General features: G+C 67.1%; 9 protein-coding genes. 5 read left to right on the top strand and 4 right to left on the bottom strand.

Annotation, left to right across the window (positions count from 1 at the left end):
- The first annotated feature begins 15 nt into the window (after positions 1-15).
- From ACIGHN_RS01705 to ACIGHN_RS01695, 3 genes are all read left to right on the top strand, one after another.
- Positions 16-711, top strand: coding sequence for a GntR family transcriptional regulator (locus ACIGHN_RS01705; RefSeq protein ID WP_396503003.1), 696 nt, complete (start codon positions 16-18; stop codon positions 709-711).
- A 277-nt stretch (positions 712-988) separates the two neighbouring features.
- Complete coding sequence (locus ACIGHN_RS01700; protein WP_396503002.1) at positions 989-2308, top strand: urate hydroxylase PuuD; 1320 nt, start codon at positions 989-991, stop codon at positions 2306-2308.
- A 49-nt stretch (positions 2309-2357) separates the two neighbouring features.
- Positions 2358-2993 (top strand): HNH endonuclease, encoded by a 636-nt coding sequence (locus tag ACIGHN_RS01695; RefSeq protein ID WP_396503001.1) that lies wholly within the window; start codon positions 2358-2360, stop codon positions 2991-2993.
- 220 nt (positions 2994-3213) lie between these two features.
- Here ACIGHN_RS01695 and ACIGHN_RS01690 read toward each other — a convergent pair whose 3' ends face one another.
- On the bottom strand, positions 3214-5094 hold the full coding sequence (locus ACIGHN_RS01690) for an EAL domain-containing protein (RefSeq protein ID WP_396503000.1): 1881 nt from the start codon (positions 5092-5094) through the stop codon (positions 3214-3216).
- Between the two features lie 238 nt (positions 5095-5332).
- Between ACIGHN_RS01690 and ACIGHN_RS01685 the strand changes: the two genes are divergently transcribed.
- Together ACIGHN_RS01685 and ACIGHN_RS01680 are read left to right on the top strand one after the other, a co-directional pair.
- Positions 5333-5956: a Crp/Fnr family transcriptional regulator gene (locus ACIGHN_RS01685; RefSeq protein WP_056416381.1), complete on the top strand. Its 624-nt coding sequence runs from the start codon at positions 5333-5335 to the stop codon at positions 5954-5956.
- 322 nt (positions 5957-6278) lie between these two features.
- Positions 6279-8387, top strand: a complete 2109-nt coding sequence (locus tag ACIGHN_RS01680) for a diguanylate cyclase (protein ID WP_396502999.1) — start codon at positions 6279-6281, stop codon at positions 8385-8387.
- A gap of 199 nt (positions 8388-8586) precedes the next feature.
- Here the strand turns inward: ACIGHN_RS01680 and ACIGHN_RS01675 are convergent, their stop codons facing one another.
- From ACIGHN_RS01675 to ACIGHN_RS01665, 3 genes are read right to left on the bottom strand one after another with little or no spacing between them, the layout of a single operon-like run.
- On the bottom strand, positions 8587-9630 hold the full coding sequence (locus tag ACIGHN_RS01675) for a VWA domain-containing protein (protein ID WP_056415909.1): 1044 nt from the start codon (positions 9628-9630) through the stop codon (positions 8587-8589).
- Between the two features lie 31 nt (positions 9631-9661).
- Positions 9662-10702: a DUF58 domain-containing protein gene (locus ACIGHN_RS01670; RefSeq protein WP_396502998.1), complete on the bottom strand. Its 1041-nt coding sequence runs from the start codon at positions 10700-10702 to the stop codon at positions 9662-9664.
- Between the two features lie 8 nt (positions 10703-10710).
- Positions 10711-11706 (bottom strand): AAA family ATPase, encoded by a 996-nt coding sequence (locus tag ACIGHN_RS01665; protein ID WP_396502997.1) that lies wholly within the window; start codon positions 11704-11706, stop codon positions 10711-10713.
- Between the last annotated feature and the right edge of the window lie 3 nt (positions 11707-11709).

Raw genomic sequence — 11709 nt, 5'->3', positions numbered from 1 at the left:
TGCGAGAATCTTCCGATGTCTTTGACCCGCAAAATCAAGCTGGACCGCTCGCGCCTGGCCGCTCCCCAGGTGCTGGAAACGCTGCGCCACGCCATCCTGTCGCTGGAGCTGGCGCCGGGCGCGGTGCTGGTGCGCAGCGAGCTGGCCCAGCAGTTCGGCGTGAGCCAGACGCCCGTGCGCGAAGCGCTTTTGCGGTTGGAGGAAGAAGGGCTGGTGGATGTGTTCCCCCAGCACGCCACGCTGGTCTCGCGCATCGACGTGGCGGCGGCGCGCGAGGCGCATTTCCTGCGGCGCTCCATTGAACTCGAAATCCTGCACCAGCTCGCGGCCGAGGCGCCGCCGGGGCTGCTGGCACAGCTGGAGGCGCAGATCGCGCTGCAGGCATCGCTGGCTGCGGCGCAACGCTACGGCGACTTTGTGGATGCCGACCGGCGCTTTCATCAGCTCATGTACGACGCCGCGGCGGTGCCGGGGCTGTGGGTACTGGTCGAGAGATCGTCCGGCCATGTGGACCGCCTCCGCCGCCTGCACCTGCCCACGGCGGGCAAGACCGAGGCCATCCTGGCGGACCACCGTGCCATCGTGGCGGCCATCGGCCAGGGCGACGCGGCAGGCGCCCAGCGGGCCGCGCGGGATCACTTGTCGGGCACGCTGAGTGCGGTCGAGGCCATCTGCGCACAGTACCCGGACTACATTGCGGTAGACCGCTGACCGGCCGCCTGCCGCTATCCTCGGGACAACCCGGGGGTTTGCCTGCTGGCTTCCACGGCGGAAAGTGCATACACTTCGTGTCCACAAACAGTGGTCGCAGCGGTGCCCCGGCATGCCAATTGCATGCCAAGGTGCGCGACCTCCTGGAACGTGTTGGCGATCTACCCATTGTGGAAGATCACCAGCCCGTTCTGTCTTGCTCAGAGCGCCCGCAGTGGTGAGCAGGTTGCACACAGGCGGCGCGCCCTGCGCCGCCAAAGTTGATTGAGAGATTTCCATGGAAAGCTACTTTCTCGACTGGGCCAACCTGCTGCTGCGCTGGGTCCATGTCATCACCGCCATCGCCTGGATCGGCTCGTCGTTCTACTTCGTCTTTCTGGACAGCAGCCTCACGCCGCCCGAGGACGAAGACCTGAAGAAGCAGGGCGTCTCCGGCGAGCTCTGGGCCGTGCACGGCGGCGGGTTCTACCACCCGGTCAAGTTCGCCGTCTCGCCCCCCAAGCTGCCCGGCCACCTGCACTGGTTCTTCTGGGAAAGCTATAGCACCTGGATCAGCGGTTTTGCGCTGTTCACGGTGTCGTACCTGTACAGCGCCAGCACGTACCTCATCGACAAGTCGCGCATGGACTGGGCCCCCGCCACGGCCATCGTGGTGGCGCTGGCGTTCTTCGTCGTGTTCTGGCTGCTGTACGACGCCATCTGCCGCATCTTCGGCCAGAAGAAGAACGGCGACGCCATCGTGGGCGCGCTGGTGTTCGGGCTGGTGTGCATCGCATCGTGGCTGGCCTGCCACTGGTTCGCGGGGCGCGCCGCCTTCCTGCTGGTGGGCGCGATGATCGCCACCGCCATGAGCGCCAACGTGTTCTTCTGGATCATTCCCGGCCAGCGCACCGTCATCCGCCAGATCCGCACCGGCCAGGACGTGGACCCCATCCACGGCAAGCGCGGCAAGCAGCGCAGCGTGCACAACACGTACTTCACGCTGCCGGTGCTGTTTGCGATGCTGAGCAACCACTACAGCTTTACCTGGAGCCACCCGCAGAACTGGCTGGTGCTGATCCTCATGATGTTCGCCGGCGCCGCCATCCGCCAGTTCTTCGTGGCGCGCCACGGCTACAAGCTGGGCCGCAACGGCAACCCGCTTCCGTACGCGCTGGTGGGCGTGGTGGTCATCCTGGGCGTGATCGCGTGGATGCGGCCTGCGCCGGTGGTGGCTGCGGCGACACCCGCAGCGCCCGCGGTATCCACAGCGCCTGCTGCTGCTGCAGCAGCAGCCCCTGCTTCTGCTGCCGCCAATGGGAGTGCTACTGTTTCAATAGCTGGTAGCGCAAGCGGATCCAGCGGTAGCGGCCCAAATGACTATGCAACGCTGCAACCCGTTCTGGCCCAGCGCTGCTACATGTGCCACGGCGAGCAGGTGCAGATGAAGAACTTGCGACTGGATGCACCCGCCAGCGTCAAGCAGCACGCCCAGGCGATCTACCAGCAGGTGGTGGTGCAGAAGTTGATGCCGATGAACAACGCCACCGGCATGACGGATGCGGAGCGGGCGCTGGTCAAGCGGTGGTTCGAGGCGGGGGCGGTGACGGGGCCTTGAGGTTTTGCAGATTTTGGGGATCTACATTGCGTTAGGCTCATTCGCATCTATGAAGTACACAGTAAACATCACCGACATAGAACAAGCCTTACTGGCATTGGGAGGAGAGGCCAGGGCAAAGGCGATCCAGGACCATGTGCTCAAAGTACGTTGTGGTGAATCTATCCCTGAGAACTATTTGCACGAGAAATCTTTCCGGCAAACAATTCAACGCAAGATGGAGGACTACTGTCCGCAAGCGGAGGGCTTTGATTTAAGCAGAAAGGAGCCGAAATTCATCCGTATAGGGCATGGTCTATATCGGCACGCAAATGGCTCAAGTCAGAGGGAGTTTGTAGCGACAGAAGAAGTGCAAGACGCTCAACTGTTTGTTGAGGGCGCCACAAGATCTATTTCAGTCAATGCATACGAACGCAATGCAGAAGCTAGAAAGAAGTGCATCGAGCATTTCGGCTGGAAATGCCAATGCTGTGGGTTCAGCTTTGAAGAAGAGTACGGCGAGCTGGGCAAGGCATTTATCCATGTCGACCATGTCAAGCCTCTTGCTGAAATCAAGGAGTCTTATGTGGTGAACCCTATTCTGGACTTGGTACCGCTATGCGCCAATTGCCATGCCATGGTTCACCGTGTCTGTCCCGCCATAACGCTTGAACAATTGAAGGCTGAACTCAAATGCAAAGCCTAGGTGTAGCTGCCTTGGTAAAGCGAGTGCCAATCATGGCCGCGCTTTGGATTTCTCACAACGCCTTTTGCATACTCTGCATCTTCCTGCGATTCACCGGCGCTTTGCTTGAGCGGCGGTAGTACAGGGACGCCTTTAGGCGTCGCCCGGCACATGAACCGTCGTACGGTCACAAAACAAGCTGAGTGCCGTTGGGTAGCTAGCCCTGTCTACGCGCTGAGCCCTAGGCCGCCAACACATCCTGCACTGCACGGCTTGTCGCCAAGCCGCCCAAGGCGGAGTCCGTCCAGCCGCCGTGAAGCACCACGCCGGTTCCCGCCTGCTTGGCCTCGTGCTTCGCAACCGCCGCCAGATTAGCCACCTCTTCCGCATGCCGAAACCGCCCCGGCATGATCCGCACAGCACCAATCGACAGCGTGGTACACGCAAAGAACCGCTGCACCCCGTGCCGGTCCTCGGCCCCGATTCCGCCCGCCTTGCGCGCCGCGTCGTCGAACAGGGTGAGTGCCTCGCGCGCAAACTCGTCCACGATGTTCTTGCAGCGCTGCAGCCAGTTGCTGCTCTGAAAAATCAGCATGAAATCGTCCCCGCCCACATGCCCCACGAAGTCTCGGCGGGCGTCGCAGTGGGCCGTGGCCAGGCGGGCCACCAGGCGGATCATCTGGTCGCCGCGCCAGTAGCCGTAGTGGTCGTTGAAGGGCTTGAAGTTGTTCAGGTCCGCATAGCAGGCGACGAACTCGGTGCCTGCGTCCAGCAAGCGCTGCATGTGCAGGCTGATGGGGATGTTGCCGGGCAGAAAGGTCAGCGGGTTGGCGTGGCGTGCGGCTTCGATGCGGGTCTCGGTCACGGCGCGCACCAGTTGGTCGCCGGTGCCCAGGCCGAGGTACCGGCCGTTGTCGGTCACGATGTAGCCGTCGCTCAGGTAACGCTGGTCCTGCGATGTGAGGATGCCCACCAGCTGGTCCACGTCGCAGTCCAGCTCCACCACGCGGGGCGATGGGTTGGCGAAGGCCAGGCACGGCTTGCGCCCGTGCACTTCGCGGAAGTACAGCGTGGCGTAGTGGTTCATGAACTGCTGGCGGTTGATGAGTGCCACCGGCCGTGTGCCGTCCACCACCGCCAGCGCGTGCAGTTCGGTGCGTTCGTGGAACAGGGCCGCCACCGCGTCGTTGCTGGTCGCGGGCGATGCCGTGGGCGCCTGCACCACCAGCAGGCTGCGCAGCACGCCGGGGCGTGCGGTCTGCCCCAGGTGCGGCAGCACGGCCACGCGCCGGTCCTGCATCACCTCCAGCGCGGGGCCTTCCACGGCCACGCGCGGGGCGGGGGCCGGACGTCCCAGCAGCCAGCCCTGGCCGTAGGGAATGTCCAGGTCGCGCAGCGCGCGCAGGTCGTCGCGGGTCTCGATGCCTTCGGCGATCAACGTGGTGCCGAACACGTCCGCAATGCCCTTGATGGCCTGCAGCATCTGCAGGTTTTCGGGGTGGTCGCTGATGTCGTGGATGAAGTATTTGTCGATCTTCACGAAGTCGGGTTTGACCTCGGACCACAGGCGCAGGCTGGAGCGGCCGTCGCCGAAGTCGTCCAGCGCCATGCGGGCGCCGCAGGCGTGCACGGCCTTGATGGCCTGGCGCAGCTGCGGCATGTCGCTCACGCGTTCGTGCTCGGTGATTTCCAGCACCAGCATGCGGGCGCTCACGCCGAAGCTGCGCACTACCTCGCCCAGCCGCTCGGCGCCCAGCAAGGTCACGCCATGCACGAGTGCATCGGCGCTGATGTTGACGAACAGCCGGCCGGGCGCACCCAAGGCGCCCCATTGCTCCAGCGCCGTGAAGACGCACAGCAGCTCGAAGTCGCGCAGGATGCCCTCGCGCTGGGCCTGTGCCAGCAGCGCGTCGGGCGTGTGCAGGGCGGTGCCCTCGGGTCCGCGGATCAGTGCCTCGTGGGCGTACACGCCGCCTTCGCGCAGGTCGGCCAGCGGCTGGAAGACGCAGTGCAGGTGGCCGCCTTGCTGCATGAGCGCGGCCAGGGGCCCGGTGCCGTCGCGCAAAGTGCACGAGAGCAGCCCCTTCATTGCCGCCAGCCGGCTCTCCAACATGTTCTGCATCGCGTGTTCACCTTGAGCTAGGGGCACAAGATACCGGCGGCGCGTGACAGGTTGGTTACAAGCTGTCACGAATCTGCTGCAAGCTGTCTGCAGCGGCGGACGCGTGTCTGCGCGGTGCTGCGGTGTATGTTGCAGTGTGTGGGTTTTGCAGCCATCGCGGCCCGGCGCGGGCCGCGGCGTGGTGTGGCTTTGATCTGTCTCAATGCCGGCGGGCAGCCCGCGCGGCACAGTCGGACCCATGCTGCCCTCTACCCATTTCTCACTGCCCGCCGCCACCGAGGTGATTGCCGCCGGTGAGGTACTGCGCAGGCGCAACGAGGTGCTGACGTCGGTGCTGCACCTGGAAACCGGCCGTGTGCTGCGCGGTGTGCTCGACGACGGCTGCCTGCGCCACCAGCTGGGGGCGGTGGAGGGGCCGTTCTGGCTCGATGCCGCCTCGGCCCTGCTGGGGATGCCTTTCCCTGTGGACATGGTGGCGGACACCCGGCTGCAGGTGCGGCGGCTTCCCATCGAGGAGTTCCGGCGCAGCCTGTCCGACATGCCCGCCGGTGCCCGCGGCCTGCTGCTGGACATGGCGCAGGGCTACCGCCAGCAGTCCGAGCTGGCCGTGAGCCGCCTGGCGCAGGACGCCGAATCGCGCTGCGCGCAGTGGCTGCTGAACCACGCGCAGCCGGACCACAGCGGCGCGATGCAGGTCACGCTGCACCTGCGCAAGCGCCTGATCGCCGCGCAACTGGGCATTGCCCCCGAAACCTTCTCGCGCGTGCTGCGCCACCTGCGAGAGCTGGGCCTGGTGCATGGCACCGGCAACGTGCTCAACCTGCCGCATCCGCGGGCTCTTCAAACGATGGCCGGGTGCTGACCTGAATTCGCCGCGGGCGGTTTGCAGTAGCAAGCGCAATCAGCGTGTGTAAGCCCACGCCCGCCGCACAGGCACGCCCCCAGGCCAGCGCACCCGTGGATCTGGCTCCGCCAGTCCACCGGGTGCGTCCCCCTCCGGGGGAAGCCGCGCAGCGGCTCAGGGGGGCTTCAAAGTCAGGGTTTTTCCCCGCCCTGGACTGAGGGTTCCACCCAAGCCCCGGGGGGCAGGGGCTGCGTATATTCGTTGGCAAAAGTCCGGTTTCACCCGACCAGCCCATGCCCAACGCCTCCCATCCGCGTCGCATTCCCTCCACGGAGTGCCCATGACGCCCCCGGACCACCCCGCGCTGCCACCAGATGCGCCGGGCTGGTTCGTGCCCGGTTCGCTGGTGCTGCGGCTGATGCTGGTGGCGGTGCTGGCGGTAGCGCTGTCGGGGACGGTGGCGGCCTGGCTGGTCACCCGTGCCTCGGGGCAAGAGGCCATGCGCCGCGTCGTGGCCCAGCAGACCGACGAGGTCGAAGTCGTGGCGCGCTTGCTGGCCAGCAAGATCGAGCAAAGCCAGAAGGTGCTGCGCACCGTGTCGGCAGGCATCACGCCAGCCATGCTCGAATCGCCATCCACCCTGGAATGGCTGCTGCAGCAGGGCCTGCCCGCGGTGCAGTTCTTCGACGCCATGCAGGTTGCCCGCGCCAATGGCGAACTGCGCATGAACCTGCGCGGCGGCCGGATGGAGAAGGCCGCCGACCTGGACCCGGCCGAGCGCGATGCCCTGCGCCGCACGCTGGTCGACGGCAAGCCCCTGGTCTCCGAACTCATCGCGGCGCGCACCAGCGACGCCCGGGTGATGTTCACCATGCCGCTGCACCGTGAGGACGGCTCGGTGCTGGGCGTGGTGGCGGGGGCGCTGCGACTGCAGTCGCAAGGCCTGCTGCCGCCATCGATGACGCTGCCGGCGCGTGACGGCTCGCGGCTCATCGTCTTCACACGCGACGGCACCATCCTGTCGCACACCGATCCCGCGCGCATCCTGGGCAAGGTGCAGGACGAGACCGGGCTGGCGCCCGTGTACATGCGCTGGCTGGACCAGGCACAGCCCGTGGCAGGGCGCGGGGCCACCCACCAGGAGCCCGGGCACATCGTCAGCATGGCGGGCATGCCGTTGCCGCAATGGATCGTGGCGCGGGTGAGCCCGTCGCAGGCGCTGCTGGGCCCGCTGCAGGGCGCCCAGCGCGAAGCCTGGTGGCTGGCGGCTGCCAGCATGGCCCTGTGCATGTTGCTGGTGGCCGTCGCCATGGCCTGGATGGCCCAGCCGTTGGCGCACCTGCGGCACAGCGCACTGCAGATGCTGCGCCGCGACGTGCGGCAGCCGCTGCCCCAGGCGCCCGACATCGACTGGCCCCGCGCGGGCGGCGAGGTGGGCGAACTGGTGCAGGTGTTCCAGGGCCTGGCCCAGCAGGGCAGCCGGGAGCAGATCCACAAGGCCACGCTCGATGGTCAGTTCCAGGCGGTGCTGGACAACGCGTCGGTGGGCATTGTCATCTCGCGCCACGGCATCCTCGAGGTGGTGGGGCGCCAGGCTTGCGTGATGCTGGGCTACACCCCCGGCGAGCTGCAGGGCCGCCCGGCGCGCGCGCTGTACGCGAGCGATGCCGACTACCACCACATCGGCGAACGCGTGCAGGCCGAGTTCGCCGCGCACGGCGCCTTTGACGGCGACGTGTGCTTCATGCGCAAGGACGGCAGCCCAGTGTGGGCACGAGTGCAGGGCCGCGGCGTGCAGCCGGACGAAATGGCGGGCGGCACCGTGTGGATCCTCGAAGACATCACCGCCGCACGCGAAGCCCAGGCCCAGCACGCGTGGGAGCGCACCCACGACGGGCTGACGCAGCTGTACAACCGCACCGCCTTCGATGACCGCCTGGGCCTGCTGCTGGCCGAACGCTCCGCACGCCCCCGCGAGCCGCAGGCCAGCGGCGAGGCGCCGGGCGACGGCGTGGTGCTGTTCCTTGATCTGGACCATTTCACCGTGGTGAACGACATCGCTGGCCACGACGCAGGGGACGACGTGCTGCGCCACGTGGCCCGCCTGCTGGAGTCGCAAGTGCGCCAGGTGGGCTGGGCTGCGCGCCTGGGTGGCGACGAGTTCGCCGTGGTGCTGCCCGGCTGCGCCCTGGCCCGCGGGCAGGCCGTGGCAGAGCAGTTGCGCGCGTCGGTGCAGGCCTGGGAGCCCGCCTACCAGGGCCGCAGCTTCACGCTCGGGGTGAGCATCGGGCTGGTGGTACTCGATGCCAGCCTGCAGGACGTGCCATCGGTGCTGTACGCTGCCGACATGGCCTGCTACGACGCCAAGCGCGCAGGGCGCAACCGGGTGGAGACCCGGCATGCGAACCAGGCGACCGCGTCGTCGAGAATGGCGCTGGGGTCTGCCTGACTTTTCGATGCTGGCGTTGCCGTAGACCGCGGCCCGCGTGAGATGGCTTCAGCCAGTGCACACCGGCGTGCCAGCAGGTGCGCTTTCGATGCATGGGGTGTGGTGCCGATCGGCTTCGAATGGCAATTCTCTCGACGCGGGCCCTGCAAGGCCTGCGCTGTCGATTGCAGGCCAAGAGCGGATCAAAGTCCGGCGAAGGTCACAAAATCCGCCCGTACCACCATACCGACAACCCCGCCGCCAGCAAAGCCAGCACGGCGCCCAGCAGGGCGAACAGGGACGACACCTCCGTCTCTTTTTTCTCCACCGTCAGGCGCGAACTCAGTGTTTCATAGACCTTTTTCAGGTCAGCCGCGGTGGCCGCATGGAAGTACTCCGCATTGGTGCGCGTGGCCACGGCCTTCAGGGTTTCTTCGTCGAGCCGCACGCGCATGGACCAGCCTTCGAAGCCGATGGTCTCGCCCTGCACCGTACCCACGCCCACCGTGTACACCCGCACGCCACGGTCGGCGGCCCACTTGGCGGCTTCCAGGGGGTCCACGCCGGTGGTGCGCTGGCCGTCGGTCAGCATGATGATGGCGGCCGAGTTGTACGAACCTGGCGCCACGGGCGTGAAGGGCTTGGCGGGGTCCTGCTTGCCGATCTCATCGATGGGCTTGGGGCGCATGGCCTGGCGGCCGCCCAGGGCGGAGATGTCGATGCCTGCATCGGGGAACAGCGTGGCCAGCGACAGCATGATGCCGTTGCCCGTGGCCGTGCCGCGCTGCAACTGAAAGCTGTCGATGGCCTTGACCAGGTCTTCGCGGCTTTGCGTGGGCAGCTGGGCCAGCTGGGCGCTGCCCGCAAACGCGACGATGCCCACGCGCACGTGGCGGGGCAGCTCGGCAATGAAGGCCTTGGCGGCGTTCTGGGCGGCGGTGATGCGGTCGGGCTCCACGTCGGAGGCACGCATGCTGCCCGACACGTCCATGGCCAGCATGATGGTCTGGTCCTGGGAGGGCAGCGTGATGACGGCCAGCGGCCGTGCGGTCGCCAGCAGCAGGGCGATCAGCGCCAGCAGGAAGAGGGCGGGCGGGATGTGGCGCCGCAGCCGCTGGCCGGGGCCCATGGCTTCGCGCACCAGCGACAGGCTGGAGTAGCTCAGCGCCGTCTTCTTGCGCCGGTGCAGCAGCCACCAGTACAGCAGCACCAGGAGCGGCGCAACCAGCAGCAGCCAGAGCAGGGTGGGCCAGAGAAAAACCATGGTGAGGGTCCTTGGTGGCGTCGGGGTTGAATCAGGCGGCAGTGGGCAGTGCAGCGGCCCCCGCTGGCGACAGCGTCGATGGTGCACCGCGCGGCGCCCGCACGCGCCGCTGGCGCATGTCCATGAAGCGCAGCAGCGCATCGACCAGGTCGTCGTCGGTGGAGAGCTCCAGCGTGTCTGCACCGGCGCGCGCCAGGCCTTCGCGCAGCACTGCTTCGCGTTCGGCCGCCAGGCGTGCAAAGCGGCGGCGGAAGGCCGCATCGTGCGTGTCCACCTGCAGCTGTTCGCCGCTTTCGGCGTCGCGCAAGGTGATCAGGCCCACATCGGGCAGTTCCAGCTCCAGCGGGTCCAGCAGGCGCACGGCCACCACGTCGTGCCGCTGCGCGAGCTGGGCCAGCGGCTTTTCCCAGCCCGGCGCGCTGATGAAGTCGGAGACCACGAACACGGTGGAGCGGCGGCGCAGGTTGGCCAGGCCGGTGCGCAGCAGCCGGTGCAACTCGGTGGCGGCCCCGCCAGCCTTGGACGTGGTCCGTGCCTTGGCGTCGGGCGCGAGCAGCCGGTGCACCAGGTGCAGCACATGTGCGCGGCTGCTGCGTGGTGGCAGCACCGTGTCGACAGCGCGTTCGGCCTGGCCGCTGGCGCCGCCGTACAGCATGGCGCCCACGCGGTTGCCGTGGCGGGTGAGCAGGCGCGACAGCACGGCCACGAAGCCGGTAAGGATGTCGCGTTTGGAGTGGCCTTCGGGGCCGAAGCTGATGGAGGGGCTCAGGTCCAGCAGAAACCAGGCGGTCATCTCGCGGTCTTCGGTGAACACGCGCACATGGGGCAGGTTCAGGCGGGCTGTGACGTTCCAGTCGATGTGGCGCACGTCGTCATGCGGCTGGTATTCGCGCAGGTCGGCCAGGTCCAGGCCGCTGCCGCGCATCAGGGTGCGGTAGTCGCCTTGCAGCAGGCCGTCGAGCCGGCGGATGACCTTCCACTCCAGTTCGCGCAGCAGGCGGTCGGCCTGGCCCGGCAAGGTCGGCAGCGCGTGCACCGTTGCGGAAGAGGTGTCGGACGGCGTTTTGGCCATGGTGGAGCTCAGGCTGCTTTTTGCTCGTGGTGCAGGGGGCGCGCAGGCGCCGGGATCTTGGCCATGATGCGCTGGATGAGCGCGTCGGCATCGAGCCCTTCGGACAGCGCCTCATACGACAGCGCCACGCGGTGGCGCAGCACATCGGCGGCCAGGTCGGTCATGTCTTCGGGCAGCACGTAGTTGCGGCCGCGCAGCATGGCCAGGGCCTGGGCGCCCTCGGCCAGGGCGATGGTGGCGCGGGGGCTGGCACCGCAGCTGATGTAGGCCGCCAGGTCTTTCAGGCCATGGCGGGCAGGCATGCGGGTGGCGGCCACCAGCTTCACAGCGTACTGCAGCATGGATGGGTCCACATACACGGTGCGGCATTCGGCCTGCAGCGCCGCCAGCTGGGCGGTGGTGGCCACGGGCAGCACCTGCACGGGCAGGTCCAGCGCGCGCTGGGCGATGACGAACTCTTCCTCCTCCGTCGGGTAGTCGAGCAGCACCTTCATCATGAAGCGGTCCACCTGCGCCTCGGGCAGGGCGTAGGTGCCTTCGGTCTCGATGGGGTTCTGCGTGGCCATCACCAGGAAGGGCTCCGGCACCTTGTGCGTCTCGCCGGCAATGGTGACCTGGCGCTCCTGCATCACCTCCAGCAGCGCGCTCTGCACCTTGGCGGGCGCGCGGTTGATTTCATCGGCCAGCAGCAGGTGGGTGAACACGGGGCCCAGTGCGGTGCTGAATTCGCCGGTCTTCTGGTTGTACATGCGCGTGCCCACCAGGTCGGCGGGCACCAGGTCGGGCGTGAACTGAATGCGCTTGAAGCTGCCCTGGATGGTGCTGGCCAGCGTCTTCACAGTGAGCGTCTTGGCCAGTCCCGGAACGCCTTCGACCAGCAGATGGCCCTGGGCGAGCATGGCCACCATCACGCGTTCGAGAAAGCGGTCCTGCCCGACTACCACGCGCTTGACTTCGTAGAGCACCTGCTCCATCAGGGTGGCGGTGTTCGCTGTGGATTCCATGGG

It is taken from the genome of Acidovorax sp. NPDC077693, assembly GCF_044542805.1.
Classification (GTDB): Bacteria; Pseudomonadota; Gammaproteobacteria; order Burkholderiales; family Burkholderiaceae_C; genus Acidovorax.
Note: the sequence above shows the minus strand (reverse complement) of the source record. Positions and strands in the feature narration are given on the sequence as shown.

Coding starts and splice junctions, on each gene's coding strand:
- ACIGHN_RS01705 (WP_396503003.1), top strand. CDS start 16: ATGTCTTTGACCCGCAAAATCAAGCTGGACCGCTCGCGCCTGGCCGCT.
- ACIGHN_RS01700 (WP_396503002.1), top strand. CDS start 989: ATGGAAAGCTACTTTCTCGACTGGGCCAACCTGCTGCTGCGCTGGGTC.
- ACIGHN_RS01695 (WP_396503001.1), top strand. CDS start 2,358: ATGAAGTACACAGTAAACATCACCGACATAGAACAAGCCTTACTGGCA.
- ACIGHN_RS01690 (WP_396503000.1), bottom strand. CDS start 5,094: ATGCAGAACATGTTGGAGAGCCGGCTGGCGGCAATGAAGGGGCTGCTC.
- ACIGHN_RS01685 (WP_056416381.1), top strand. CDS start 5,333: ATGCTGCCCTCTACCCATTTCTCACTGCCCGCCGCCACCGAGGTGATT.
- ACIGHN_RS01680 (WP_396502999.1), top strand. CDS start 6,279: ATGACGCCCCCGGACCACCCCGCGCTGCCACCAGATGCGCCGGGCTGG.
- ACIGHN_RS01675 (WP_056415909.1), bottom strand. CDS start 9,630: ATGGTTTTTCTCTGGCCCACCCTGCTCTGGCTGCTGCTGGTTGCGCCG.
- ACIGHN_RS01670 (WP_396502998.1), bottom strand. CDS start 10,702: ATGGCCAAAACGCCGTCCGACACCTCTTCCGCAACGGTGCACGCGCTG.
- ACIGHN_RS01665 (WP_396502997.1), bottom strand. CDS start 11,706: ATGGAATCCACAGCGAACACCGCCACCCTGATGGAGCAGGTGCTCTAC.